28 protein-coding genes are annotated in these 23,950 nt (G+C 64.3%); 22 read left to right on the top strand and 6 right to left on the bottom strand.

The genetic code is table 11. From position 1 onward, the window contains the following. The first annotated feature begins 4 nt into the window (after nt 1-4). The 6 genes from JL474_RS10375 (at nt 5) to JL474_RS10350 (ending at nt 6,516) form a co-directional block, all read left to right on the top strand. Entirely contained in the window at nt 5-1,621 is a 1,617-nt protein-coding gene (locus JL474_RS10375; protein ID WP_203142024.1) for an alpha-glucosidase family protein, read from the top strand. A 34-nt stretch (nt 1,622-1,655) separates the two neighbouring features. Beyond that, a complete protein-coding gene (locus tag JL474_RS10370; RefSeq protein WP_123633692.1) occupies nt 1,656-2,804 on the top strand; it encodes an ABC transporter ATP-binding protein in 1,149 nt (382 codons plus the stop codon). Next, on the top strand, nt 2,801-3,874 hold the full coding sequence (locus JL474_RS10365) for a LacI family DNA-binding transcriptional regulator (RefSeq protein WP_203142023.1): 1,074 nt from the start codon (nt 2,801-2,803) through the stop codon (nt 3,872-3,874). Before JL474_RS10370 ends, JL474_RS10365 begins: the two co-directional genes overlap by 4 nt. A gap of 116 nt (nt 3,875-3,990) precedes the next feature. Then, the gene (locus tag JL474_RS10360; RefSeq protein WP_203142022.1) at nt 3,991-5,112 is read left to right on the top strand and encodes a GGDEF domain-containing protein; all 1,122 of its coding nucleotides are present in this window, start codon (nt 3,991-3,993) and stop codon (nt 5,110-5,112) included. Between the two features lie 107 nt (nt 5,113-5,219). Beyond that, entirely contained in the window at nt 5,220-5,909 is a 690-nt protein-coding gene (locus JL474_RS10355) for an SDR family oxidoreductase (RefSeq protein ID WP_203142021.1), read from the top strand. A gap of 82 nt (nt 5,910-5,991) precedes the next feature. Then, nucleotides 5,992-6,516, top strand: coding sequence for a C40 family peptidase (locus JL474_RS10350; protein WP_203142020.1), 525 nt, complete (start codon nt 5,992-5,994; stop codon nt 6,514-6,516). Here JL474_RS10350 and JL474_RS10345 read toward each other — a convergent pair whose 3' ends face one another. Continuing rightward, nucleotides 6,517-7,920 carry an SLC13 family permease gene (locus JL474_RS10345; protein WP_203142019.1) on the bottom strand — a complete coding sequence of 468 codons (1,404 nt, stop codon included), beginning with the start codon at nt 7,918-7,920 and terminating at the stop codon, nt 6,517-6,519. A gap of 73 nt (nt 7,921-7,993) precedes the next feature. Between JL474_RS10345 and JL474_RS10340 the strand changes: the two genes are divergently transcribed. Then, on the top strand, nt 7,994-8,803 hold the full coding sequence (locus JL474_RS10340) for an AraC family transcriptional regulator (protein WP_203142018.1): 810 nt from the start codon (nt 7,994-7,996) through the stop codon (nt 8,801-8,803). A 7-nt stretch (nt 8,804-8,810) separates the two neighbouring features. Beyond that, complete coding sequence (locus JL474_RS10335; RefSeq protein ID WP_203142017.1) at nt 8,811-9,014, top strand: hypothetical protein; 204 nt, start codon at nt 8,811-8,813, stop codon at nt 9,012-9,014. A 94-nt stretch (nt 9,015-9,108) separates the two neighbouring features. On the opposite strand, the gene JL474_RS10330 is transcribed toward JL474_RS10335, so the two are convergent. Together JL474_RS10330 and JL474_RS10325 are read right to left on the bottom strand one after the other, a co-directional pair. Further along, nucleotides 9,109-9,333 (bottom strand): hypothetical protein, encoded by a 225-nt coding sequence (locus JL474_RS10330; RefSeq protein WP_123633685.1) that lies wholly within the window; start codon nt 9,331-9,333, stop codon nt 9,109-9,111. A gap of 424 nt (nt 9,334-9,757) precedes the next feature. Beyond that, nucleotides 9,758-10,720: a LysR family transcriptional regulator gene (locus tag JL474_RS10325; RefSeq protein WP_203142016.1), complete on the bottom strand. Its 963-nt coding sequence runs from the start codon at nt 10,718-10,720 to the stop codon at nt 9,758-9,760. Between the two features lie 205 nt (nt 10,721-10,925). Here JL474_RS10325 and trxA point away from each other — a divergent pair, with 205 nt between their 5' ends. Continuing rightward, on the top strand, nt 10,926-11,252 hold the full coding sequence (gene trxA / locus JL474_RS10320; protein WP_203142015.1) for a thioredoxin: 327 nt from the start codon (nt 10,926-10,928) through the stop codon (nt 11,250-11,252). Nucleotides 11,253-11,349: 97 nt separating this feature from the next. Here the strand turns inward: trxA and JL474_RS10315 are convergent, their stop codons facing one another. Next, nucleotides 11,350-12,228 (bottom strand): complex I NDUFA9 subunit family protein, encoded by an 879-nt coding sequence (locus JL474_RS10315; RefSeq protein ID WP_203142014.1) that lies wholly within the window; start codon nt 12,226-12,228, stop codon nt 11,350-11,352. Between the two features lie 101 nt (nt 12,229-12,329). Between JL474_RS10315 and JL474_RS10310 the strand changes: the two genes are divergently transcribed. Beyond that, nucleotides 12,330-13,076 carry an SDR family oxidoreductase gene (locus JL474_RS10310; protein ID WP_203142013.1) on the top strand — a complete coding sequence of 249 codons (747 nt, stop codon included), beginning with the start codon at nt 12,330-12,332 and terminating at the stop codon, nt 13,074-13,076. Here the strand turns inward: JL474_RS10310 and JL474_RS10305 are convergent. Then, nucleotides 13,073-14,176 carry a diguanylate cyclase gene (locus JL474_RS10305; protein WP_203142012.1) on the bottom strand — a complete coding sequence of 368 codons (1,104 nt, stop codon included), beginning with the start codon at nt 14,174-14,176 and terminating at the stop codon, nt 13,073-13,075. The two genes, JL474_RS10310 and JL474_RS10305, sit on opposite strands and share 4 nt — an antisense overlap. 216 nt (nt 14,177-14,392) lie before the next feature. Here JL474_RS10305 and JL474_RS10300 point away from each other — a divergent pair, with 216 nt between their 5' ends. Further along, the gene (locus JL474_RS10300; RefSeq protein WP_203142011.1) at nt 14,393-14,770 is read left to right on the top strand and encodes a SpoIIAA family protein; all 378 of its coding nucleotides are present in this window, start codon (nt 14,393-14,395) and stop codon (nt 14,768-14,770) included. 21 nt (nt 14,771-14,791) lie between these two features. Next, the gene (locus JL474_RS10295) at nt 14,792-15,472 is read left to right on the top strand and encodes a DUF4336 domain-containing protein (protein ID WP_123633678.1); all 681 of its coding nucleotides are present in this window, start codon (nt 14,792-14,794) and stop codon (nt 15,470-15,472) included. Here the strand turns inward: JL474_RS10295 and JL474_RS10290 are convergent. Then, nucleotides 15,444-16,322: a translation initiation factor eIF-2B gene (locus tag JL474_RS10290; protein WP_123633677.1), complete on the bottom strand. Its 879-nt coding sequence runs from the start codon at nt 16,320-16,322 to the stop codon at nt 15,444-15,446. The two genes, JL474_RS10295 and JL474_RS10290, sit on opposite strands and share 29 nt — an antisense overlap. 74 nt (nt 16,323-16,396) lie before the next feature. Here JL474_RS10290 and JL474_RS10285 point away from each other — a divergent pair, with 74 nt between their 5' ends. The 10 genes from JL474_RS10285 (at nt 16,397) to JL474_RS10240 (ending at nt 23,942) form a co-directional block, all read left to right on the top strand. Further along, on the top strand, nt 16,397-16,768 hold the full coding sequence (locus JL474_RS10285; protein WP_203142010.1) for a thiol-disulfide oxidoreductase DCC family protein: 372 nt from the start codon (nt 16,397-16,399) through the stop codon (nt 16,766-16,768). A gap of 62 nt (nt 16,769-16,830) precedes the next feature. Beyond that, the gene (locus tag JL474_RS10280; RefSeq protein ID WP_203142009.1) at nt 16,831-17,370 is read left to right on the top strand and encodes a DUF2058 domain-containing protein; all 540 of its coding nucleotides are present in this window, start codon (nt 16,831-16,833) and stop codon (nt 17,368-17,370) included. A 273-nt stretch (nt 17,371-17,643) separates the two neighbouring features. Beyond that, a complete protein-coding gene (locus JL474_RS10275; protein WP_203142008.1) occupies nt 17,644-18,168 on the top strand; it encodes a MarR family transcriptional regulator in 525 nt (174 codons plus the stop codon). Then, complete coding sequence (locus JL474_RS10270; protein ID WP_203142007.1) at nt 18,165-19,229, top strand: HlyD family secretion protein; 1,065 nt, start codon at nt 18,165-18,167, stop codon at nt 19,227-19,229. Before JL474_RS10275 ends, JL474_RS10270 begins: the two co-directional genes overlap by 4 nt. A gap of 9 nt (nt 19,230-19,238) precedes the next feature. Further along, on the top strand, nt 19,239-20,294 hold the full coding sequence (locus JL474_RS10265) for a DUF2955 domain-containing protein (protein WP_203142006.1): 1,056 nt from the start codon (nt 19,239-19,241) through the stop codon (nt 20,292-20,294). 69 nt (nt 20,295-20,363) lie between these two features. Then, the gene (gene mtgA, locus JL474_RS10260; protein ID WP_123633671.1) at nt 20,364-21,071 is read left to right on the top strand and encodes a monofunctional biosynthetic peptidoglycan transglycosylase; all 708 of its coding nucleotides are present in this window, start codon (nt 20,364-20,366) and stop codon (nt 21,069-21,071) included. 29 nt (nt 21,072-21,100) lie between these two features. Next, nucleotides 21,101-21,514: an alternative ribosome rescue aminoacyl-tRNA hydrolase ArfB gene (gene arfB / locus JL474_RS10255; protein ID WP_123633670.1), complete on the top strand. Its 414-nt coding sequence runs from the start codon at nt 21,101-21,103 to the stop codon at nt 21,512-21,514. 53 nt (nt 21,515-21,567) lie between these two features. Continuing rightward, nucleotides 21,568-22,407 carry a YbaY family lipoprotein gene (locus JL474_RS10250; protein WP_123633669.1) on the top strand — a complete coding sequence of 280 codons (840 nt, stop codon included), beginning with the start codon at nt 21,568-21,570 and terminating at the stop codon, nt 22,405-22,407. A gap of 10 nt (nt 22,408-22,417) precedes the next feature. Continuing rightward, nucleotides 22,418-23,398, top strand: coding sequence for a hypothetical protein (locus JL474_RS10245; RefSeq protein ID WP_203142005.1), 981 nt, complete (start codon nt 22,418-22,420; stop codon nt 23,396-23,398). 40 nt (nt 23,399-23,438) lie between these two features. Beyond that, complete coding sequence (locus tag JL474_RS10240) at nt 23,439-23,942, top strand: shikimate kinase (RefSeq protein WP_236012185.1); 504 nt, start codon at nt 23,439-23,441, stop codon at nt 23,940-23,942. Nucleotides 23,943-23,950: the final 8 nt, after the last annotated feature.

The raw sequence follows: 23,950 nt of genomic DNA, 5'->3' as shown, positions 1-23,950 counted from the left end.
AGTTATGACCCAAGCACGACCCTGGTGGAAAGGCGGGCTGATCTACCAGATCTATCCCCGCAGCTTCATGGACAGCAACGGGGACGGCATTGGCGACCTCAAGGGCGTCACGTCGCGCCTGCCCTACGTGGCCTCACTGGGCGTGGACGCGATCTGGCTGTCGCCGTTTTTCCTCTCGCCGATGAAGGATTTCGGCTACGACGTCTCTGACTATCGGGCGGTGGACCCGATGTTCGGCACCCTGGACGACTTCCGGGCGCTGACCGCCGAGGCCCACCGGCTGGGACTGCAAGTGATGATCGACCAGGTGCTGTCCCACACCTCCGACCAGCACCCCTGGTTTGCCGAAAGCCGGGCCAGCCGTGACAACCCGAAGGCGGACTGGTTCGTCTGGGCCGACCCGCGCCCGGACGGCACGCCACCCAACAACTGGCTGTCGATCTTCGGCGGCAGCGCCTGGGCGTGGGATACCCGGCGCGGGCAGTATTACCTGCACAACTTCCTGGCCAGCCAGCCGGACCTGAACTTCCACAACCCGGACGTGCGCCAGGCCCACCTGGACAACATGCGCTTCTGGCTGGATCTGGGCGTGAACGGCTTCCGTCTGGACACCGTCAACTTCTTCTTCCACAACCGGTCGCTGGCGGACAACCCGGCGGTACCGGCGGGGGAAAAGAAAACGGTCGTGGCCAAGGGGGTGAACCCCTACACCTACCAGCGCCACGTCAACGACCTGAGTCAGCCGGAAAACCTGGACTTCCTCAGCGACATGCGGGCGTTGATGGACAGCTACCAGGACACCTCGCTGGTCGGCGAAATCGGCGACGACAAGCCACTCGAGCGCATGGCCGAGTACACCGCCGGCGATCATCGGCTGCACATGGCCTATTCTTTCGACCTGATGGCGGACAGCTTCAGCCCGACCTATATTCGCGACGTGGTGCGCAACTATGAGCACGGGATCGGCGACGGCTGGCCCTGCTGGGCGCTGAGCAACCACGATGTGGTGCGGGTGGTCAGTCGCTGGAGCCACGGTGACGAAGACCCGCAGGCCTACCCGCCAGTGCTGATGGCCCTGCTGCTGTCCCTGCGTGGCAGCGTCTGCATCTACCAGGGCGAGGAACTGGGGCTGCCGGAGGCGGACGTGCCGTTCGAAAGCCTGCAGGACCCGTACGGCATCAACTTCTGGCCGGAGTTCCGCGGCCGCGACGGCTGTCGCACGCCGATGATCTGGACGCCCACCGAGAAGGCCGATTTCACCACCGGCGAACCCTGGCTGCCGATCGATCGTGATCATCTGGAGTATGCGGTCAGCGTGCAGGAGGAGCACAGCGATTCCATCCTCAACCGTGTCCGCACCCTGATTCGTTGGCGTCAGCAGCAGCCGGCGTTGTGCGGTGGCGAACTGGAGCTGGTGGAGGACACCGGTGACGTCCTGTGCTGGATCCGCCGTCACCCGGACCAGACCCTGCTGGTGGCCATCAATATCACGGGCCAGGCGCAATCGTTGACCTGGTCCGGAGCCGGACTGACGCCCGTAGAGGGCCACGGATTCAGCGGCCAGTTGCAGGGCGGTCAGATCGACCTGCCGCCGTACCAGGCTTTTTACGCCGAACTCTGAGACAGGGCGCGTACGACGCCCGGGAGCAATGAACATGGCTTGTGTGGAACTGAAAGACATCACCAAGGCGTTTGGCAACGAGGAGATCATTCACCAGATCGACCTGCGGGTGGACGACGGCGAGTTCGTGGTCTTCGTCGGCCCTTCCGGCTGCGGCAAGTCGACCCTGCTGCGGCTGATCGCCGGCCTGGAGGAAATCACCGACGGTGAACTGGAGATCGACGGCGAGATCGTCAACGAGCTGTCCCCCAAGGAGCGGGGCGTGGGCATGGTGTTCCAGTCCTACGCCCTCTACCCGCACATGAGCGTCTTCGAGAACATTGCCTTTGGCCTCAAGTTGGGCAGCGGCGCAGGCAAGGAGAAGATTCGCGAATGGGTGCAGAAAACCGCCGATGTGTTGCAGCTGGGCGAACTGCTGCACCGTAAGCCCCGGGAGCTGTCCGGGGGCCAGCGCCAGCGCGTGGCGATCGGTCGGGCGATGGCGCGGGAGCCGCGCATCATGCTGTTCGATGAACCTCTGTCGAACCTGGACGCCAGCCTGCGGGTTCAGATGCGCAACGAGATCGCCAAGCTGCACAACCGGCTGCAGTCCACCATGATCTACGTGACCCATGACCAGGTGGAAGCCATGACCCTGGCTGACAAGATCGTGGTGCTCAACAAGGGCCACATCGAGCAGGTGGGCTCGCCGTTTGACCTCTACGAGAACCCGGAAAGCCTGTTCGTAGCGGGCTTTATTGGCTCGCCCAAGATGAACCTGCTGCCCGGGACCCTGACAACTCCCGGGGCGGACACCAGCGAGGTCACGCTGGACGGGATTGGCCTGGCCAGCTGCGCATGCGATAGTTCGCGGCTGGAGGCGGGCGCGACGGTGACCCTGGGCATTCGCCCGGAACACCTGCAATTGCGCAAGCCGGGACCCGACGACACGCCGCTGGAGGTGATGAACGTGGAATACCTGGGCAACGAGGCCTATGTCTATCTGGACGTACCCGGCGCCGGCGAGCCCCTGGTGGTGCGCCAGCCGGTGCCCTGTCCGGTCATCCAGGGCCAGTCGCTGGTGCCGGTGATCAGCGTCGACAGCGCGCATCTGTTCGATGAAAGCGGACAGGTGCTGCGTCGGACCCGCGCACCGGCCGCCAATGAGGTCGGGGAAGCCCGGATGGGAGGTGCCCAGGGATGACCGGCACCGGAGCGCCGTCGCGGCCAGGAAGGGAGCGGCTGACCGTCAAACGCATGGCGGAGCTGCTTGACGTCTCCACCGCGACTATCTCCAACGCCTTCAACCGCCCGGATCAGCTGTCGGAAGCCCGCCGGCGCTGGATTCTGGACGAGTGCAAACGCCTGGGCTACATGGGGCCCAACGCCGCGGCCCGCAGCCTGCGCACCGGACGCACCGGCAACGTCGGCGTGATGCTGGCGGACAATCTCGCCTACTCCCTGACCGATCCCGTGGCCAGCGAATTCCTGCACGGCCTGGCTGAAGTCTTCGACCAGAACCGCATGAACATGCTATTGCTCTCCAGTCAGGATCCGGACAGCGAGTATCGCAGCCATCTGCAGGAAGCCATGGTGGACGGCTTCATCATTTACGGCTGGCTGTCCAAAGGACGCACCTACGACCGGTTGCTGCAACAGGGCAAGCCCATGGTGGCGGTGGATTTCGACCTGGACGGTTGCACCTGGGTCAATATCGACAACTATGAAGGCGCCCGTACCAGCGCCGAGCACGCCCTGAAAGCGCCACCGCAGCGGGTCAGCATCCTCGGGTTGCGACTGGTGGCGTCGGAAACGGTCTGCCGTATCGACGGCCGGGAACTGTTTCGTGAGCAGCGGGCGGTGTCCGTGCGGCGCCTGGGCGGCTATCTCGATGCCCTGCATGCCGCCGGCTACGATGTGCCGGCCGAGCGCATCTGGTCCACTCCCACCAACGATCATCCCGACGCCTATCAGGCCGCCTGGGAAGCGCTCAACAGCGACCAGCGGCCGGACCTGCTGCTGTGCATGAGCGATCGCCTGGCGCTGGCGGCGATCCAGGTGGCGCTGCAGATGAAACTGCGCATCCCCGAAGACCTGCGCATTGTCGGCTTCGATGGCATTCCCGAGGGCAACACCCTGCACCCATCGCTCACGACGGTCTACCAGCAGAGTGCCGAAAAGGGCCGCATGGCGGCACGCCTGTTCCTGGGCGAAGAGCCTGATCGCAACGTCCTGATCCCGACCCGCCTGATGGTGCGCGAAAGCTGCCCCTGAGCGGAGTGTCCGGACGGGTGAGCGTCACATGACAATCCGGACAGGTTGCGGGCTGCGACAACATTCCCATCGTACATCTGGCCTATAGTGTAGAAGTCTGTCCGGAAAAGGCTTTTATGTACGCGTCCATCGAAAAACTCTGGTTGCAGGGCACGGCAGGCCGACCGCCCCGTCTGCGTCGTCAGATCGCGTTGACCAACCAGATTGCGTTGTTCGGTGCCATGGCGACGTTGCCGTACCAGGTGTTCTATCTGTTCTACGACATCGCCCTGTACTGGCCGGTTTTTTCCCTGAACATGCTGTTCATGGCGGGCTACCTGACGGTGCTGGGCTTCAATCGAAGTCATCGATACACCTATTCCCGGAACCTGGTGCTGATCAATGCCTGCACCCAGATCCTCGTGGTGACCTATTTCATCGGGGCAGCAGCCGGTGTCCATCTCTTCTACTACGCCATTGGCAGCGTGCAGGCGCTGATCTTTATCCGACACCGCACGGCTGTGCTGGTGTGGCTGCTGGGCGGGTTGGTGACCCTGTTCCTGATGTGCCAGTTCCTGTTTGCCGAGGCGGCGACGCCGGTGCCCGAGGCCTATGTAAACTGGATGTTTGCGGTGAGCGTCGTCGGGGCCATGACCCTCAGTGGCAGCTTTTCCCACCTGTTCCGGAAAGAGATCGATCACGCCGAGGACCAGTTGATCCAGTCAAACCGTAACCTGGAGAAGCTGAGCACCACCGACAAGCTCACGGGCCTGGCTAACCGGCGCAGTCTGGATCAGTTCCTCAACCACGACTGGAGCCGGGCCCACCAGGATCAAATGCCGACGTCGATCCTGATGTGCGACGTGGACAGCTTCAAGGCCTTCAACGACCACTACGGCCACCAGGCGGGCGACGATTGCCTGCAGGCGATCGCGCAGGCCCTGAGGGACGTGGTGCGCCGCCCCACGGATCTGGTGACCCGCTATGGTGGCGAGGAATTCGCGCTGGTCCTGCCCATGACGCCGGAAGCCGACGCCCGGGCCATCGCCGAACGGCTGCGCACCCGGGTCGAGGCCCTGCAGATTCCCCATGCCCATTCGGAGGTGGCGCCGGTGGTGACCATCAGCATCGGTCTGAGCACCCTGATGCCGGCGGACGAACAGCCGGTGGCTGAGGTGCTGGCGCAGGCGGATCGGGCGCTCTATCGGGCCAAGCGCCAGGGGCGCAATCGAGCGGTGGTGCATGGAGAGACCGGCTGATGCGACCCGACGTGGGCCGGGATGGGGCGAGGACGGCGACGGGCTGCAATCTCGACATCAGCGGGTTAAGGTAAGGCCACACATTCCGGGTCTGTCAGGAGGTGTTTATGTCCCTGTCTGGTCAATCCCTGGCCGGTAAACGCATTCTGGTCACCCAGGCGGATGCCTTTATGGGGCCGGCGCTGTGCGAGGTGCTGGCGGAACACGGCGCCACGGTGATCGACGACACCACGCCGCTGTTGCCCACCGGCGCTGCGGCCAAGGTGGTCCGCGCCGCCGGCGATGTGGACGTGCTGGTGGCCAACCTGGCGATTGCCGCGCCCAGCACGCCCGTGGATGAAGTGACCCAGGACGAATGGCGCAACGTGTTTTCCGCCCTGGTGGATCCGCTGCCGCGGCTGGTCCAGGCGGTCCTGCCCGGCATGCTGGACCATGGCCGCGGCAAGATCCTGCTGATGGGCAGCGCTTCGGCCCTGCGCGGCATGAAGCGGGCGTCCACCTACAGCGCCGCCCGGGGCGCGCAGCTGGCCTACGTCCAGTCGGCCGGCGTGGAGCTGGCCCGGCACAACATCCAGTTCAACGCCATCGCCCAGAACTTCGTGGACAACCCCACCTACTTCCCGCCGGAGGTCCAGGCCAATCCCCGCTTCCAGGAACGGGTGCAGCGGGAGGTGCCGCTGGGGCGATTGGTGACACCCCGGGAGGACGCCAGCCTGGCGGCCTACCTGTGCAGCGACGCCGCGGACTGCTTTGTCGGGCAGGTGTTTCCAATGAGCGGCGGCTGGGTCACCCGCTGAGGGAATCGTAACCTGACAGCTTGTGAATTCGCTTATAAAGTAAGCGGGTGCACGTCCGTTTTCACAGGTTGGTTGTCCGATCATGGCCAGTGTCTTGTTTTGCAGCCTTTTTGCCGGGAAGCGCGGTGCCCTGCCCGCTGTCTGGCTCCTGCTGGCCATGTTGGGTCTGGGCGGTTGCGCCAGCGACGGTGCCCTGCCGCGAAGCCCTGCGACGCCGCCGGCTACGATCGCGACGTCGGACACGGCGGCCCGCCTGTGGCAGGTGTTCGAACGTTACGAGGGCACGCCCTACCGCTATGGCGGCACCGACGGCGATGGCTTCGACTGCTCCGGCTTCATCATGACCGCCTACCGTGAGGGGCTGGACCGGCTGCTGCCGCGCACCACCGACCAGATGCTGGCCATGGGCGATGTGGTGCCCCTCAACCAGATCCGGCCGGGCGACCTGGTGTTCTTCCGCATCGAAGGCAAGGACCAGCACGCCGGCATCTACATGGGCGACGAGCGGTTTATCCACGCTTCATCGTCGGTCGGCGTCACCGAATCCCGTCTCGACGGCTACTACTGGCGGGACCGATACAGTCAGGCCCGCCGTTTCGACCATTGATCAGCCACCGCCGTCGAACATACCCAGCAACTGCCACCACAGGTAATCCAGCGGCGTCAGGATCAGCAGGGCGATCACGGTCAGGGGCACGGTGATCTTCAGCAGGCTGCGAACCGGCTCATTGGCCAGCTGCATGCCCACCAGCAGCGGGCCGGACTGATACGGCAGCAGGATTGTGGAAAAGCCCACCACCTGGGTCATGATCACCGCCTCCAGACTCATCCCGGTCAAGTCGGCCAGCTGGCCAGCCATCGGGGTCAGCACCGCCGGTACGCCGGGCAGTGTGGTGAGGATACCGGTGGAAAAGGCCATCCCCACCAGTGAGAAGAAATTGCGGGCATCCTCGCCCGGCGCCAGTGGCAGCCAGCGCTCCAGGGTGGCGGCCAGGACCTGACCCAGTCCCGAACTGTTCACCACCGCGCCCAGCCCGAGCACGCCGGCCACGAACAGCAGCACCGTGATGTTCAGTTGTTGGCTCACCCGACTGTTGTCCACCAGCCCGACTCGGGGCAGCAGCAAATAGATGGCGGCACCCAGCCCCACCCAGGCCGGGCTGACGCCGTGCCAGCTGTCGGTCAGCCACAGCGCCAGGGCCAGCAGCAGGATGCCGGACAGGTAGCGCTGTTGCCCGGACATCGGGCCGATGGGCACCTGCGCTTCCGGGTTGACGGATTGAGCGGCGATATGGGCAGGAAAGAACCGCAGGATCAGGCCGGCAATGATCACGGCCTTGAGCGCTCCCAGGATGGGAAAGTGAAGCAGCAGGTACTGGGTGTAGCTGAAGTCGACGCCGTAGATGGTGTTGGCGGCGCCCACCAGTACCATGTTGGGAATGTTGGCCGGCAGGATGGTAAAGGTCGGCACGTGGCAGCCGAAGGTGACCGCCAGGGCGATACCGGTGCGGCCCTGGCTTCCGGCCCCGAAGCCGCAGCGCTCGGCCAGCGCCAGGCCCACCGGCACCATCATCAGGATGCGCCCCATGGACGACGGCATGACGAAACCCAGCATCCCGCAAAACACCACCAGGCCGATGATCAACCCGCGATAGCTGTGTGCCAGATGCCGTCCCAGGACGGCCGCCACCCGATCGCCCAGACCGGTGGAGCGAATCGCCATGCCGATCACCATGCCGGCGAAAATCAGCCACCAGGCGGAGGAAGAAAACCCGGAAAAAATCTGCGCCGGTGTGGCCACCTCCAGCAACAGCGCCGCGAGGAAGAAGATCAGCGCGCTCAGGTATTCCGGCAATACCCCGGTGGCCCAGAGCACCAGGGTCACAAGGACGATGCCCAGCGTTCGGGTCTGTTCGGTGTCCAGGGCGGCCGGGGGATGGATCTGGACCAGAATCGCCAGGAACACGGCGACGATCACCAGGCCCTGGCTGAGATGACGCTTATCAAGCACGTCGTGACTCCTGTCGTGAAAGTGGCTCCATCATGGGTGTATGCTCGTCATGTGAAAAGACGACAGACTGACAATGGATATCGCAAACACGACACAGCATGAACCCCAAGGCAAGGGCTTCATCGAGGACCCCCACCGGCCGGTGCTCTGCCATGCGGCGGTCTACGGCAGCGATCGCACCGTGCGCGTTCACCGCCATCCGCGGGCCCAACTGGCGTGGGCGGAATCCGGCGTCCTGCGGATCCACACCGACAGCGGCGCCTGGGTGGTGCCGCCGACCCACGCCGTCTGGATTGCGCCGCAATTGAATCATCAGGTCACCACCCACACACCGGCGTCGGTCCGCTACCTCTACGTGGATGCCAGCGCCTGCAGGGATCTGCCGGAGCATTGCCAGGTCATGGAAATGACCGCGCTGCTGCGGGCGCTGATCCGACGCATCATGGGGATGGATCTGTCACAACCGGTGGTCGGCGCCGAGGGGCGTCTGCTGCAAGTGGCACTGGACGAAATTGGTCGGCTGACGCCCTCGCCGCTGTACCTGCCGGCCGGTCAGGATCGACGATTACAGGCCCTGATGCAGGTGCTGACGGAAAATCCGGCGGAAACCGGTCGACTGGATGAACTGGCCCGCCCCTGTGGGGCCAGCCCCCGCACCATGGAGCGGCTGTTCCGCGCCGAGACCGGCATGAGCTTCCAGCAGTGGCGTACCCGTCTGCGATTGCTGGAGGCGATCAACCGACTGGGCGAAGGGGAAAGCAGCGCCGCCGTGGCCTATTCGTTGGGTTATCGCAGCAGCAGCGCTTTCGTGGCGACGTTCCGACGCCATTTTGGCAAGCCGCCGCAGAGTTTTATCCGGGAAAGTGACGCACACGAGAGGTAGTAACGACATGCTGGATCCGACAACGCTGTTGGTGGCCCTGGTGTTCAGTTCGATCGGACTGGGTTATTTCATCTATGGGCGGCGTCAGCAGGACAAGCGGTATTTCTATACGGGGCTGGGGCTGATGTTCTACCCGTACGTGGTCAGCGCGGTGTGGCCGATGGTGGGGGTGGGCGTGGTCTTACTGATCTTGCCCCGTTTTCTGCCATAAGGTCATGGTGGTGAGTGGCCGGATAGAGAGGAAAGCCGCATCCGGCCGGGAAGATGGCCGTCAGGCCCTTCCCGGAACCGGTGCGCAGAGCGGCTCAGTAGCCGCTGACATCGCCGTAGTCGCCGGTGCTCTGCGGAACGCAGACGGTCGGCTTGTTGTAGCCGCTGACATCGCCGAAATCACCGGTGCTTTGCGGCATGCAGGACACGATCGGTTCGGCGGGGCCATCGGAAGCGCGGTCGGCCAGGCTGGCGTTCGCGGACAGGGCAGTGGCGGTCAGTGCAACGGCGAGCAGAGTTTTGAGAGCTGAAGTACGCATCGTGATAACTCCTTCATCAACGTGATAATGAAAAGGCTGGTCAGGGGAGAAGGGCCTCCTCGCCAGATGCAATCATTATCAATCTTCCCGCCGGCATAGAATAATTCTATAGAGATATTTCAAACATCACGTTTGCTGATGTACGTATTTTTTCATACAAATCAGCGGTGTATTGGATGACTTCCTGAATATGTCAATGCCTTTCATGTATTGATTATCGAGTTTCCATTATTTTTTGGAATGGCCTGCTTTCGCGGTCAGAAGCGTCGGCAACACCGCGACAGACCCGTCGCAGACCGTGCAGAAGCCCTCCCGAGACCATTGTTGGTGCCTGGCTGATTGCCGCCCACACCCGGGAAGTGACAGGGGGCGAGGCGGGCCGCGTCGTGGTCCGGGGCGGGTGTTCAGCAAGACGCGGAACCGATCAGCCGTTGCCGGCCAGCAGGGCGGGTTTGCGGTGGCCGGTTTTGGACGGGCCCATGCAGGTGGCCCAGCGTTCCTTGGTGACCCGCTCCACCAGTTCCCGCATCCACACCACGCCGGGATCCCGGTCGTGCCGGGTGTGCCAGATCAGGTACAGGCTGGTGGGGTCCACCTCCACCGGCAGGTCGGTCATCCAGATGCCGTCGTGGAAGCTGGCGTCGTTGGTGGCGATTTCCGGGATGGCGGCAATCATGTTCGACGTCCGCAGCAGTTTGGGGACCGCCGGGAAGTGGTTGACGGTCACCGCGACCCGGCGCTTGAGTCCCTTGCGCATCAGCGCCATATCCACGAACCCGGTGGCCTCCCCGGACATGGACACCAACAGGTGGCGCGCCGCCATGAAGTCCTCCACTGAAACCGGCTGGCCGGCCAGCGGGTGATCTTCGCGCATCGCCAGGGTGTAGCCACTGTCGAACAGCCAGATGCTGCGCAGGCTGTGATCGTGTTCGGTGAGCAGGCCGATGGCCAGATCCACGTGGGCCTCGCGCAGGTGCCCGAATGCGGTTTCTGCGGTGTAGGGCACGGCATGCAGGTCGATGCCCGGCGCCCGCTTTTCCAGTTCACACACCAACGGCTGCCAGATCAGCTCGAGAATGGCGTCGGTGATGGCGATGCGGAACTCGCGCTTGGACTCGGCGGGCTCGAAATGGGTGGCCTCGACCGCATTGGACAGCTCGTACATCGGCCCGCGCACCTGGTTCCACAGGCTTAGCGCGTAGGAGGTGGGCTCGATATTACGGCCCTTCTTGATGAACAGTGGATCGTTCCAGACCTGACGCATCCGCGACAGGGTGTTGGACACCGCCGGCTGGGTCATGGACAGGCGCTCGGCTGCCCGCGTGATCGAGCCTTCGGTCATGATCGCATCGAAGACATAAAGCAGGGTCAGTTCCTGGTTTTTCATGACATGACTCCGGGCAGGTGGGGCGCGTCCCGTCCTGTCGAAAGGCCGGTCGGGATCATCGGATGGCTCGAGGCAGATCAATATGCCAAGCACCGGCTTCCATCATCAGCCGTGATATCCACTATACCGACGGCCAATTAGTCCGTCAGGGGCAGATCGTCCAACATGACACCTTCAAGTCAGTCCACAGAACGGAGACAACCCCATGAGCGATGTGATCCGTGAGGTATCCGACAACGAGTTTACCGAGGCGGTGATCCAGGCCAAACGGCCCGTCCTGGTTGATTTCTGGGCGCCCTGGTGTGGTCCGTGCCACACGCTGTCGCCGCTTCTGGAGGAATTGGCGGATGAGTTTGCCGACACACTGGATGTGGTCAAGGTGAATGTGGACCAGAACCCGGAGATTACCGCTGCCATGGGCATTCGTGGCGTACCGGCGTTGATCGTGTTCAACGGCGGCAAGGCGATTGCCCAGCAGAACGGCGTCACCGGACTGGGCCAGCTCAGGGCCTTTTTAGCCGAGGCGATCTGAACCGAGCCGCTGACCGCCAAGCGAGGCGGCAGAGGTGTCGAACCCCCTTGGAGCGACTTCGGTTGCTCCTTTTTTTTGCCGTCACAGTCCCCGCACATCATCGTCCGTGATCAATGCCCCGCGGTTCGATGCCCAGATCCGCGAAGCCGGCAGCCCCCTGCCCCACCACATTGTCCGTTTCCATGAGGATCAGCTGGTCCCGGGTCAGCGGCGGGGATTCGAGTATGGACAGCAGCGCGGCACCGATAAACCACAGGCCGAACGGCACCGGCAGTAGCGGGCGCCGCCGCTTCTGACCCCGCATCACGGCTTCCAGAAGACCGCGATAACTGAGCGTGTCCGCACCGCCCAGCTCATACACCCGGCCGCGGGTGGCGGGATCATCCAGAGCGTTCAGGGCGGCCCGGGCCACGTCATCCACATGCACCGGTTGCAGTCGCGTGTCGCCATGACCGAACAGGGGGATCACCGGCAGGCGCGTGAGGCCGGCGAGAGTCGCCAGCAGCCCCTGGCCGTCACCGAACAGGGCGCCGGGACGCAGGATGGTCGCATCCGGGCAAGCGTCGCGTACCGCCTCCTCACCCCGGCCCCGGGCGCTCACGTAGCGCGAACGGGACGCGGGATCGGGGTTGAGTCCCGACAGGTGGATCAGCCGTGGAATGTCCCGGTCCCGGCAGCGGCGGGCCAGCAGGGCAGCGCCGGCCACATGCACCGATTCGAAGGTCAGTGCCGGTGGCTTCTCCACATAGAGGCTGACGGCATTGACCACGGCATCGGCGCCGTTCAGCGCCGCATCAACGGTGGCCGGTTCCACCAGGTTGGCGGTCTGGTATTCCACCCGGGGGGACGACACCGGCAAGGTGCCCGGATGCCGGGCCACGATGCGCACGCGGTAGCCGGCCAGCAGCGCTACCCGCACGATGCGGGCGCCCAGAAAGCCGGTACCGCCAAAGACAACCATCCGTGATTCGTTCATGGCGACAGGTTAGTACCTGGGTGCGCGAAGAATCCAGCCCGACGCCCGTCGGATCAAAGTCGGCTACTATCAGCAGGTCATCAGTCGTGAGGGCAACATGTATGGATCAGGTGATGATCATTACCGGAGCGAGCCGTGGCATCGGTGCGGCTACGGCGCAACTGGCGGCACGTCAGGGTTACGCGGTGGCGGTGAACTACCGGCATGACCAGTCCGCCGCCGAGGCCGTGGTTCGGGCGATCGAAGCGGACGGAGGTCGTGCGCTGGCCGTGGCGGCGGACATCTCCGTGGAAGCGGAGGTGATGCAACTGTTCGAGACCGTGGACCGGGCGTATGGCCGGCTCACCGTCCTGGTCAACAACGCCGGCATCCTGGAGAGACAAATGCCGGTGGAACAAATGGACAGCGGCCGCCTGGCCCGCGTTTTCGCGGTCAACGTGCAGGGTGCTTTCCTTTGCGCCCGGGAGGCTGTGCGGCGTATGTCAACCGCCCATGAAGGCCCCGGCGGCGCCATTGTTAATGTCTCCTCCATGGCCGCGCGACTGGGAGCGCCCAATGAGTACGTGGATTATGCCGCGGCCAAAGCGGCCGTGGATGCCCTCACCACCGGCCTGTCAAAGGAAGTGGCGGCCCAGGGGATTCGCGTCAACGCCGTCCGCCCCGGGGTGATACGCACCGACATCCATGCCAGTGGCGGTGAGCCGGACCGGGTCGAGCGGGTCAAGGCGGCGGTGCCGATGCAGCGGGGTGGCGAACCGGAGGAAGTGGCTGAAGCGATTCTCTGGCTGGCGTCGGACAAGGCGTCCTACGTCACCGGCAGCTTTATCGATGTCGCCGGCGGGCGCTAGCCCGTGTGACTGAGCACATCCGCGCCGGTGTCGTGAAGGTCGCTGGCGATGCAATTGCGGCCCTGCCGCTTGGCCTCGTACAGCCAGTGGTCGGCCCGCTTGATGGCCGCCTCGACGGATTCGCCGGGCCGCACGCTCACCAGACCGAAACTCATGGTGACGTTGATCCGGTCGTCTCCGACTTTGGAGTGATGCCGGGCGAGCCGGTCCCGGAAGCGTTCCAGTGCCGCCTGCGCCGTTTCCCGGGTGGTGTCCGGGAAGGCGATCATGAATTCTTCCCCACCCCAGCGGCACAGGCAGTCGGAACGTCGGAACCCGCCCAGCAGTGCAATGGCAATGTCTTCCAGCACCTGATCCCCGGCTTCGTGCCCGTAGCGGTCGTTCACCGGCTTGAAGTGGTCGATGTCGCCCATGGCGATGCAGAAATTGCGGGTCATACGGTCGCTGGCGGCGAACGTCTGGTGCAGGAAATCGTTGCCGAAACGGCGATTGTAGAGGCCGGTCAGTTCGTCCCGGTTGGCAATCTCGGTCAGGCGCCGCTCCTGGGATTCGTTGAGGTGCCGGACGATCACCACCGCCAGGATCAATGGCAGCGCCGAGGCCATGATGTTGAAAAACAGCATCAACGGCTGGTATTCCGCATAATCGAAGGCGTAGGGCACACCGGCATAGCGCAGTTGCAGGTAGGCGAACAGGGCTATCAGGGTATAGCCGATCACCGCGGCCTGCTTGGGCAGCATCCGGGGGTTGATGGTCGCTACGCAGGCCACCGGCCACAGGTAATAGTGGAAGCCCGCTGCGGTGCCCAGGGTGGCCGTGGCCAGAAAGGCGTGGCCGGCGATTTCCAGGCACATGAGGTAAATGGTGGTGGCGTGTCGGCCGTTGCGGTTGCACCACAGCGCTATGCCCCAGACCAGCACACTGAAGACGTTGAACTGTGCCAGGGTGTCGGCGCCGATCACGGCAAACAGGGCAATGAAGCCGGTGTGCACCAGCGTCCCGGCGATGGCCGCGATGTTCAGGACCACGTACTTGCGGTAATTTTCGATGCGGACCCGGGCCGGCTTTCGACGCAGGCGGTAGGCTTCAATGGCAGTCATCGACAACGCTGGCTCTTGCTGTATGGGGCCTTGCACAAGGCGCTCTTGTTTAACGGGAGTATAGCGCGATTGGGGGCAACCTTGCCGCTTCATTACCACCCGGGCAGACGGCTATCCGACACGGGGATTGTGGCGCTAGACTGGGGCATGGAGGAATAGTTCCCGGGGCCAGACCGGGGCCCCGACCGACAGCGCGGTTCTCGCAGGGAGGTGACCATGTTGAAGGTGACACTGGATCGTGATGACGGCATCGCCACGCTGGAGCCGGACCGGGCCATCACCCGGGAGGATGTCCAGCGTGCCGCCCACGTGATCGATCCGTATATCGAAGAGCACGGCGACCTCAATGGACTCCTGATCCAGGTGGCGTCGTTTCCCGGCTGGGCGTCGTTTGCGTCCCTGCTGCATCACCTGCGCTTTGTCCGGGACCACCATCGCCACATCCGGCGCGTGGCGCTGGTGACGGATTCCGGGGTCGTCAATGCGGCCGAGACCCTTGGCAGCCATCTGGTGGCCGCGCAGGTGAAGACGTTCCCCGCAGCCGCCGTGGGCGAGGCCCGGCAATGGCTGCAGAACACGGACGAGGCGGTCTGAAGGGAGACCGGGGAGAGCGCAATGGAACAGCTGGCGAAAGATCTCTGGGTGGTGGATGGCGAAACCGTGTCGTTCCACGGGTTTCCCTACACCACGCGCATGACGGTGGTCCGGTTGTCGGACGGCACGCTCTGGGTGCACAGCCCCGTCACCCTGACGCCGGCCATGCGCTTCCGGGTCGACAGCCTGGGGCCGGTTGCGCACCTGATCGCCCCCAACCATCTGCATCACCTGTTTCTGGCGGACTGGATCGAGGCCTATCCCGAGGCGACCGTGTACGGCACCCGCCAGGTGATGGAGAAACGACCGGATCTTCACTTCGACGAGATGCTTGACGGCCAGCATCGGGAGTCATGGCGACAGGAAATCGATGAAGTCCTCTTCACCGGCTCGCGTCTGATGGAGGAGGCGGTGTTCTTTCATCGGCCGTCCGAGACGCTGATCGTCGCGGACCTGATCGAGAACTTCCCGGCCGGGCATTTCAACTGGTGGCAAAAACCCATTGCCCGGCTGGCCGGGATCATTGCGCCGCACGGCAAGACGCCGCTGGATTGGAGGCTGAGCTTCCACAAATCGCAGGCCCAGGCTGGCCTGGCGAAGATCAAGGCGTGGACGCCGCGGCGGATCATTATGGCCCACGGTGAAGTGGTCCGGGAAAAGGACAACCAGTTCCTCAACGACTCTTTTGACTGGCTCCAGTAACTGTACCCGCAGTCGGTTGTAAGCCGTTTTCGGTCACCCGGCCACTGATCAGGGTTGCGGGTATGGGCTCGAAATAGACGTTGCGGACGCGGATGTGGTGGTTGTCGATGCGATCCACCTCGGCCGGGTCCATTTCCTCCAGTGTGACCGAGGCCCGGGTCAGCGGGCTGTCGCGGAAGCCGTCCGCCAGGACCCAGAAGGGTTTGCCCCGGTCCCGCGCCGCCAGCGCCTGCAGGTAGGTGCCCGTCTTGTTAAGAAAATGATTGTCCGCCAGCCAGCAGTCGCAGCCAGTGAGGTTGAGGTCGACGTGGGGCATGAACAGGCCCATCTCGGCGTCGGTGATGAGCGTCACCGGCACCGCCAGACCGGCCAGTTCATTGGCCACCTGAACCCCCTCGTTGCCGGGGCCGCTGAGCGTGCAGACCACGCTGAACGGGCGTTGCCGGTCCACCAACGCCTGGAAGAGCTGCATGACCGTGCCGCTGCGGCTGTGGGTCATGATCACGGCACCGGGTGGGACCAGGTTGACGGCGTGCCGGGCCGTGTCGCGGCCGGCGTGGGTCAGGTCGCGGTGGAGCACCTGGGCCGCATCGCGGGCCTGTCGCCGAAGGTCATCGCCGGTCAGTGTCAGGTCGATCGCCGCCAGCCAGCGGCGAATGGCGTTGCCCAGCGGCACCATGCTGGGACGGGCGTCGGCGAGGGTATCGGCCAGCTCGTTCAGCAGATCGACGGTGGGGTTGTCTTCATGGGCAAGGAAGTCGTCCAGCCCCTGCAGCGCCTCAAGCGTCAGTTGAGAGGCACCCGAAGACTGATCCTGTTCCAGTTGGACAATGAAGGCCGGGCGTTTCATGGTGGCTTCGTCCTGTCGCTTTTCGCAGACCATTATAACCACCTTGAGTGTGGATGGATGAAACACGGGGAATCATGACGGATCACAAGGCACCGATCACCGTCTACTATGACGGCGCCTGCCCACGCTGCCGGGCGGACCGGCGGGCTTATGAACGCTGGGCCGGGCCGGCCGCCGAGTCGGTGGTCTGGTACGACATTACCGGGCGGGAGGCGGAACTGGCGTCCCTGGGCATCGATCCCGGGACGGCCCTGCGGGAACTGCACGTTCGGGATGCGGAGGGCCGGATCCACCGGGAACTCGAGGCCTACCGCCTGCTGATGGCCCGGGTGCCGCGTCTCAAACCCCTGGCCTGGCTGATCGGTCTGCCGCTGGTGAAGCCACTGTTGTCCTGGCTCTACCGGCGCTGGGTGCTGCGCCGGTTGCATCGACAGGGTCGGCTCTGACCGTTGCCTCTACCCATGGGCATTGTTGATAATGCGCCCATTGCAAGCAGAGAGAGTGAATCATGGCGAAATCCCTGCAGGAACAGCTTCTCCAGGCCGGCCTGGCGGACGAGAAAAAAGCCCGCCAGGTGCGGCAGGAAAAACGCAAGGCCCGCAAACAGAAACAGCCGGCGGATGCCGAGGCGGCCGCCCGTAAAGCGGAGGCCGAAAAAGCCCGCGCTGAAAAGGTCGAGCGGGACCGCGAGATCAATCGCCAGCGCCAGGAACAGCAGGCGCAACAGGCCCGTCAGGCGCAGATCCGGCAGATGGTCGATCAGCACGGCGTCGCCCGGGACAAGGGCGAGACGCCTTACCAGTTCGTGGTGGGCACGAAAATCCACAAGATCTATGTGAGCGCCGAGCAGGCGGACAAGCTGGCCCGCGGCCGGCTGGCCATCGCGGTGCTGGGCGAGGACTTCCACCTGATCCCGGCGGATACCGCCAGCAAGATCCTGGAACGGGATGCCGAGATGCCCGTGATCCTGCACGATCCCAAGTCCGATCAGCCGGACGAGGACGATCCCTACAAGGACTACCAGATTCCCGACGATCTGATGTGGTAACCCGCACCCCGTGATCCTCCTCCGGTGCCCGGCCCGAGATCCTCAGGCCGGGCACCGGACCCACCTTTGCGCCTGACCTGCCTCCGCCGATCCCCGGATTACCCTGTTGCCACTCGTTGAATCGCGGATATCGCCCCCAGCCATAGGGGGATGCCCTTACAATATGTAGCTGGCTAAGCAATTGGGGTCCGTTGTAGAATGGGTCCATATTAGCTTGCTAACGAATTAGTCCGCCGGCGGCCCGCTCCATCGGCGACTCAAGGAGTTTTCCCCATGACGGATACCGAATCCGGCGGCAATGCCGCCGCCAGCCCGCTGACATCATCGATCCATGACGGCCTCAAGCCGTCGCTGGGCGGCGCCCTGGGCCGGCTGCACCGTCTGTGGCGCCGGGCCATCACCAACGCCGTCGCGCCCATGGATCTGACCGAGAGCCGCTGGTCGGTGATGGTGCACCTGTTCAAGCTGGGCGAAGGCATCAGCCAGCAATGTCTGGCCCGCGCCCTGGAAATCGAGATGCCGTCGCTGACCCGCACCCTCAACCAGCTGGAGGATCAGGCGCTGATCGAACGCCGCCCCGATCCCCATGACCGTCGGGCCCACACCCTCTGGTTCACCGGCCGCGGCCGTGAGCGGGTGACGCAGATGGAGGCCCAGATCAAAACGGTGCGGGCCCACATCTGCGACGGCCTGACGCCGGAGCAGCTGGATCAGTTTGCCGAGGTGATCACCGTCATGGAAAACAATGTCCGCCAACACCTTGCGGATGCCAAACAGAAGGAGTCGTCCCCGTCATGACGCCGGATCAGAAGTTTGCCCGGTGGGTCCATGTGTCCCTGGTGGCGTTTGTTGTCCTGTTTATCTATTTCCTGGTGGCGGATCTGTGGCTGCCGCTGACCCCCCAGTCGCGGGTCATGCACACCGTGGTGCAGGTGGCGCCCCGGGTCAGTGGCCAGGTGGCTGAAGTCCATGTGCATAACAACCAGCACGTGAACGCCGGTGAGGTGATGTTTACCCTCGACCAGCGGCCCTACCAGCTTGCGCTGGACAAGGCGCAGCTGGCGCTGGAAAACGCCAGCGTGCAGAACGACCAGTACGACGCCTCGATCGCTTCGGCGGAAGCCAACCTGGCTGCCGCCCGGGCGCAGGCGACGGAACTGTCCCGCGAGGCCACCCGCATGAAGCACCTGATCAAGCAGGGGGGTGTGTCCCGCCAGCAGGCGGACCAGACGTTGTCCCAGTACGATGCGGCCCGGGCCAAGGTCAAGGCCGCGGAGGCACAGGTGCAACAGATGGAGGTCCAGCGGGGCCTGAGTGGCGAGTCCAATCTGCGTCTGCGTCAGGCCCGCAATGCCCTGTCCCAGGCCAGGCTGAACCTGAGCTACAGCGAAATCCGCGCGGAGGAGGACGGGGTGATTTCCAACCTCCAGGTGGAGCCGGGCACCTACGCCAAGGCGGGCACTTCCCTGGCCGCGCTGGTCGGTGACGAGGCAGACGTGATCGCCGATTTCCGCGAGAAGTCCCTGTCCCACGTCAAGCCGGGCGACCGTGCGGCGGTGGTGTTCGATGCCCTGCCCGGCGAGGTGTTCGACGCCCGCGTGGATGCGGTGGATGCGGGCACCCGCCAGGGCCAGCTGGCCGCCGATGGGACCCTGGCCGCGCCCCAGTCCACCGACCGCTGGGTGCGCGATGCCCAGCGCCAACGCCTGCATCTGAGCCTGACCGAAAACCCCGGGCTGCTGCAGACGCTGCCTTCCGGCGCCCGGGCCACGGTGCAGCTGTTTCCGGTGGGCGGCCCGGCGGCCTGGCTGGGGTCTCTCCAGATCCACGCCGTCAGCCTGATGCACTACATCTACTGAGGTTCGCCGATGCCCCGTATCAAGCCCCTGCTGATGGTGCAAAAGCGGGAGATGAACGCCAATGACCTGCGCCAGTGCCTGCGCATTGCCTTTGGCGGCATCCTGGGCTTCCTGTACTGCAAGCTCACCCACAGCAGCTACGGCGCCTTCTACGTGGTCTACCCGATGCTGCTGCTGGGGATGGTGCCGGTAATCAATGCCCACATCCTGCGCCAGTTTGCCGCCAGCGCCGGTCTGGTGACCGTGGTGGTGCTGGTGCTGCACGGCCTGTTCGGCGACAAGCCGGTGCCGATGACGCTGCTGGTGGCCGGCCTCTTTGCCCTGCTTTTCCGGGAGATGGCGCGCGGACCCAACCTGCTGTTCGGCGCACAGTCCATCGTCGCCCTGTCCATGCAGTTCAATTTCGCCAGCTATCCCGGGTCGGACGTGGTGAACCTGGTGCTGTCCAACGGCGCGGCCACCCTGTTGACGGTGTTTATCGCGTGCCTGATGCACACGGTCTTTCCGGATGTGGAGCCGCGTCAGCCCCGGCAAATGCCGAATAAGCCCGCGAGCAACCAGCGCCACGAAGTCATCCTGGCCACCACCGTCGCGACCCTGTCGTTCGTTGCCTTCCAGGTGATGGGCCTGCGTGGCTCGCTGTCGGCCCAGGTGGCGACCATCCTGATCCTGTTCCCGCTGAACTGGAAAGGCGCCGGGCCGGCCGCCTGGAACCGTGCCATCGGCACGCTGGTGGGCTGTAACGTCGGGTTGTTGCTGCAGCTGCTGCTGTTCAACCACTTCAACATCCTCCCGCTGACCGCCTTCGGCCTCTGGCTGAGCCTGTTCATCTTTGCCCGGCTGCACACGCTGGAAGGCGGGGTGTCGGCGTCCGGTTTCAGTGGGCTGACCACCATGGCGATCCTGTTCGGCCAGTACCTGTCGCCGCAGCAGGATCTGATCTACAGCGACCTCTACCGCTTCAGTTCGCTGGCGGTGGGTGTCTCGGCCGCCCTGTCCGCCGTCTACCTGATGCACCATCTGCTGGACCGGTTCGAGAGCACCCGGTTGCAGCCGCTCGGGTAACAACCGCGCTTGACCTGAGGGGCTGGCAGGGCATGATGAGCCATCGTCTGAAGAGAGTGAGGTTCACGCGTGGCGCGACAATCAGGTTGGAAACGCGCGGCCCGGTGGCTGCTGTACACGGTGTGCGGGGTGATGCTGTTCATGCTGGTGGTGATTGGCGTGCTGCGTTTCGTCAACCCACCCACCACCGCGTTCATGATCGCCGACCACATCGCCCATCCCGAGCGTCGCCAGGTGCAGAACTGGGTGCCGATCCAGAAGATGTCGCCGTGGATGCCGCTGGCGGTGATGGCCAGCGAGGACCAGCGTTTCCTGCAGCACTGGGGGCTGGACCTGAACGCCATCGCCACCGCCGTGGAAGACTATCAGCAGGGTGACAGCCTGCGCGGGGCCAGCACCATCTCCCAGCAGACCGCCAAGAACCTGTTCCTGTGGAACGGTCGCCAGTTGATCCGCAAGGGGCTGGAAGCGGGCCTGACGCTGGCCATGGAAGCGCTCTGGAACAAGCGGCGCATTATGGAGGTGTACCTCAACGTGGCTGAATTCGGCGACGGCGTGTACGGTGTGGAAGCGGCCAGCCTGCGTTTCTATGGCATTCACGCCAGTCAGCTCAGTGCCAGCCAGGCGGCGCGGTTGGCGGCGGTGCTGCCCAACCCCAAGGCGCTGAGCGCCGCGCGCCCATCGGCCTATGTCTGGCAGCGGGTGGATTGGATCCTGCGCCAGATGCGCCAACTGGGCGGGCCTGCCCTGGTTAAGCCGCTGGTGGCGGCCGACTGAATCGGAGCCAACGCAACACAGGAGAGCGGATGCTGGAGATTTCCCGCAATGTCACACTGCCGGAGTCCGAAATCGAACTGAGCGCGATCCGGGCGCAAGGCGCCGGCGGTCAGAACGTGAACAAGACGTCGTCGGCGATCCATCTTCGCTTCGACGTGCGGGCCTCGTCGTTACCCGAGTTCTACAAGGAGCAGCTCCTGACGCTGGCGGACCAACGCATCAGCAAGGACGGCGTGATCATCATCAAGGCCCAGCAATACCGTACCCAGGAACTGAACCGGGAGGATGCGCTGGCTCGTCTGCAGGCGCTGATCCGCAGCGTCGCCCGCCCGCGCAAGGCACGCCGGGCGACCCGCCCCACTCGCAGTTCCCAGCGCAAACGCATGGATCGCAAAACCCAGCGTGGGCGTACCAAACAGCTCAGAGGTCAGGTAAAAATCTGATTAACCGGTTTGTCACGACTATCCTATATCCATACTCGGAAGGAGGAATCAGGATGATGCAGGGTAAACAAGCGTTTGGCGGGATCGTGCGGGGTATGGCCATGGCCGCACTGGCCGCGGTCACCGCCGGTGTCTTGTCGGGGTGTGCGCCCATGATGGAACGTTTCCAGGCGTCGAAAATGCGCCAGATCGAAGGCTCGGTCACCTACCGGGAGCGTATGATGGTGCCGCCTGAGGCCCAGGTCACGGTGGCGCTGGAAGACGTGTCGCTGGCCGATGCGCCAGCCGAGCCAGTGGCTGACACACAGTTCAAGGCCGAGGGCGCGCCGCCCTGGGACTTCACCCTGTCCTACGATCCGGAACAGGTGATTGAAGGTCGTCGTTACAACCTGCGCGCCAAAGTCACCCTGGATGACCGGCTGCTGTTCATGAGCACCCAGGCTTACCCGGTTGAACTGCCGGGCGACACCGGGCCGGTCGATATTATGGTGAGCCGCGCCAGCGGGAGCGTTGCCGATATGGCCCGGGCCGACAGCGAGCCCAACAGCCTGGTGGGCACCTTCTGGGAACTGACCGAGATCCGTGGCGATGCCCTCAACAAGGAAAGCGACCAGCGCAAGCTGAACATGGTGCTGTCCGAGGAAGGTCAGCGGATTTCCGGCTTCTCCGGCTGCAACCAGTTCACCGGCACCTACACCCTCAATGGCGACCAGCTCCAGGTCGGTCCGCTGGCTTCCACCATGATGGCCTGTTTCAAGGGCATGGAGCAGGAAGACGCGTACCAGAAGGCCTTGCAGGCCGCGACCCATTACCAGATCCGGGGGCCGATACTGCAACTGCTGGATAGCGACAACGAGGTCGTTCTGCAATTCGTGTCCGGTGACCAGCTCTGATTGACCGGCGATGAGCGAGCGTATTCTCAACATCACCAATGGGGACTGCGCCGTCGCGGCCCTGACCCGGGCCGGGCAGCCGGGAGACTGGTTGCCCTGGCGGGATATCCTGCATGAAGGTCCGGTCCCGGCCGGATTGGATCTCACCGCACTGTCGGTGTTGCGGGCCCGTTTCATCAGCGAGCGGGGCTGGGCGCCGCTGGAGCCGGTGCAGGCAGATTTCGAAGCCCGGGATGCCCGGTTAGCACAAGGCGGCGAGTACGATCGCATTCGCCTCTGGTTCGAACACGATCTCTACGATCAGTTGCAGCTGCTGCAAATCCTGGACTGGCTGGCGGACCATCCGCCGTCCACGCCGGTTACCCTGCTGTCGCTGGATGATTATCTGGGCACCGCCTCGCCCGAGCTGATCGAGCGTTACGTAGCGGCCGAACAGCCGGTCAGCAACGCCCAGAGGCAACTGGCGCAAACCGCCTGGGCGGCGTTTCGCGCGGACACGCCGGAGCCATGGGCCGGATTGCTCGAGCGGGATACGCGGGCCCTGCCGTTCCTCGAGGGGGCGGTCCGCCGGCTGCTGGAAGAATACCCGCAACCCCACACCGGCTTATCGCGCACGGCCTACCATGCCCTGAGTCTGATCGGTCAGGGTGAAGAATCGTTCAGCACCCTGTTCAGCGAAGTCCAGAACACCGAAGAACGCCGTTTCATGGGGGATCTGGGGTTTCGCTGGCTGCTGCACAGCCTGTGTGCCGGCGTCGAACCGCTGCTGGAAACGGACAGCGCCCTGCCCGCCTGGCAGATCGATCCGACGCAGCGCTTCAGCCTCACCGTAAAAGGCCGCGCCGTGTTGGCGGGCCAGGCCTCGGCGGGGGACCTGATGGTGCGCGATCGCTGGATCGGTGGCGTCCACCTGCGGCCGGATCGCTTCTGGGAGTGGGATGCTGCACTGGGGCGCTTGCAGGCAAGCTCGCTGCAACCGGCCTCGGTATGATGGGCGTCCCAAAATCTGCGGAATGAAGGACGACCCTGTGATGAACGAACGCCCCAATATTGTCCTGATCGGCATGCCCGGTTCGGGCAAGAGCACGGTCGGTGTCCTGCTGGCCAAGCGCACCGCCATGGACTTTATCGACACCGACCTGCTGATCCAGTCGGCCGAGGGCCAGACCCTGCAGGAGATCGTCGACGGCGCCGGCTACCAGGCCCTGCGGCACATCGAAGAGCGGGTGTTGTGTGAACTCAACGCTCACGGCGCGGTGATCTCCACCGGGGGCAGTGCGGTCTACAGCGACGCCGCCATGTCGCACCTGAAGACAAATGGCCGGGTGGTGTTTCTCGATGTATCGTTGGCCACAGTCCAGCATCGTATCGGGGATTACAGCCTGCGCGGCATCTCCAAGCGGCCCGACCAGACCATCGACGAGCTGTTCGCCGAGCGCAACGCCCTGTATCGGCGTTACGCCGATCTCATCGTCGACTGCGATGCCCTGAACCAGGAGCAGGCCTGCCAGGCGGTGCTGGACCAGCTTACGTAATCCGCACC

Origin of the sequence: Marinobacter mangrovi (assembly GCF_016798325.1) — a bacterium.
Lineage (GTDB): Bacteria > Pseudomonadota > Gammaproteobacteria > Pseudomonadales > Oleiphilaceae > Marinobacter_A > Marinobacter_A mangrovi.
Note: the sequence above shows the minus strand (reverse complement) of the source record. Positions and strands in the feature narration are given on the sequence as shown.

Coding starts and splice junctions, on each gene's coding strand:
- JL474_RS10375 (WP_203142024.1), top strand. CDS start 5: ATGACCCAAGCACGACCCTGGTGGAAAGGCGGGCTGATCTACCAGATC.
- JL474_RS10370 (WP_123633692.1), top strand. CDS start 1,656: ATGGCTTGTGTGGAACTGAAAGACATCACCAAGGCGTTTGGCAACGAG.
- JL474_RS10365 (WP_203142023.1), top strand. CDS start 2,801: ATGACCGGCACCGGAGCGCCGTCGCGGCCAGGAAGGGAGCGGCTGACC.
- JL474_RS10360 (WP_203142022.1), top strand. CDS start 3,991: ATGTACGCGTCCATCGAAAAACTCTGGTTGCAGGGCACGGCAGGCCGA.
- JL474_RS10355 (WP_203142021.1), top strand. CDS start 5,220: ATGTCCCTGTCTGGTCAATCCCTGGCCGGTAAACGCATTCTGGTCACC.
- JL474_RS10350 (WP_203142020.1), top strand. CDS start 5,992: ATGGCCAGTGTCTTGTTTTGCAGCCTTTTTGCCGGGAAGCGCGGTGCC.
- JL474_RS10340 (WP_203142018.1), top strand. CDS start 7,994: ATGGATATCGCAAACACGACACAGCATGAACCCCAAGGCAAGGGCTTC.
- JL474_RS10335 (WP_203142017.1), top strand. CDS start 8,811: ATGCTGGATCCGACAACGCTGTTGGTGGCCCTGGTGTTCAGTTCGATC.
- JL474_RS10330 (WP_123633685.1), bottom strand. CDS start 9,333: ATGCGTACTTCAGCTCTCAAAACTCTGCTCGCCGTTGCACTGACCGCC.
- JL474_RS10325 (WP_203142016.1), bottom strand. CDS start 10,720: ATGAAAAACCAGGAACTGACCCTGCTTTATGTCTTCGATGCGATCATG.
- trxA (WP_203142015.1), top strand. CDS start 10,926: ATGAGCGATGTGATCCGTGAGGTATCCGACAACGAGTTTACCGAGGCG.
- JL474_RS10315 (WP_203142014.1), bottom strand. CDS start 12,228: ATGAACGAATCACGGATGGTTGTCTTTGGCGGTACCGGCTTTCTGGGC.
- JL474_RS10310 (WP_203142013.1), top strand. CDS start 12,330: ATGGATCAGGTGATGATCATTACCGGAGCGAGCCGTGGCATCGGTGCG.
- JL474_RS10305 (WP_203142012.1), bottom strand. CDS start 14,176: ATGACTGCCATTGAAGCCTACCGCCTGCGTCGAAAGCCGGCCCGGGTC.
- JL474_RS10300 (WP_203142011.1), top strand. CDS start 14,393: ATGTTGAAGGTGACACTGGATCGTGATGACGGCATCGCCACGCTGGAG.
- JL474_RS10295 (WP_123633678.1), top strand. CDS start 14,792: ATGGAACAGCTGGCGAAAGATCTCTGGGTGGTGGATGGCGAAACCGTG.
- JL474_RS10290 (WP_123633677.1), bottom strand. CDS start 16,322: ATGAAACGCCCGGCCTTCATTGTCCAACTGGAACAGGATCAGTCTTCG.
- JL474_RS10285 (WP_203142010.1), top strand. CDS start 16,397: ATGACGGATCACAAGGCACCGATCACCGTCTACTATGACGGCGCCTGC.
- JL474_RS10280 (WP_203142009.1), top strand. CDS start 16,831: ATGGCGAAATCCCTGCAGGAACAGCTTCTCCAGGCCGGCCTGGCGGAC.
- JL474_RS10275 (WP_203142008.1), top strand. CDS start 17,644: ATGACGGATACCGAATCCGGCGGCAATGCCGCCGCCAGCCCGCTGACA.
- JL474_RS10270 (WP_203142007.1), top strand. CDS start 18,165: ATGACGCCGGATCAGAAGTTTGCCCGGTGGGTCCATGTGTCCCTGGTG.
- JL474_RS10265 (WP_203142006.1), top strand. CDS start 19,239: ATGCCCCGTATCAAGCCCCTGCTGATGGTGCAAAAGCGGGAGATGAAC.
- arfB (WP_123633670.1), top strand. CDS start 21,101: ATGCTGGAGATTTCCCGCAATGTCACACTGCCGGAGTCCGAAATCGAA.
- JL474_RS10250 (WP_123633669.1), top strand. CDS start 21,568: ATGATGCAGGGTAAACAAGCGTTTGGCGGGATCGTGCGGGGTATGGCC.
- JL474_RS10245 (WP_203142005.1), top strand. CDS start 22,418: ATGAGCGAGCGTATTCTCAACATCACCAATGGGGACTGCGCCGTCGCG.
- JL474_RS10240 (WP_236012185.1), top strand. CDS start 23,439: ATGAACGAACGCCCCAATATTGTCCTGATCGGCATGCCCGGTTCGGGC.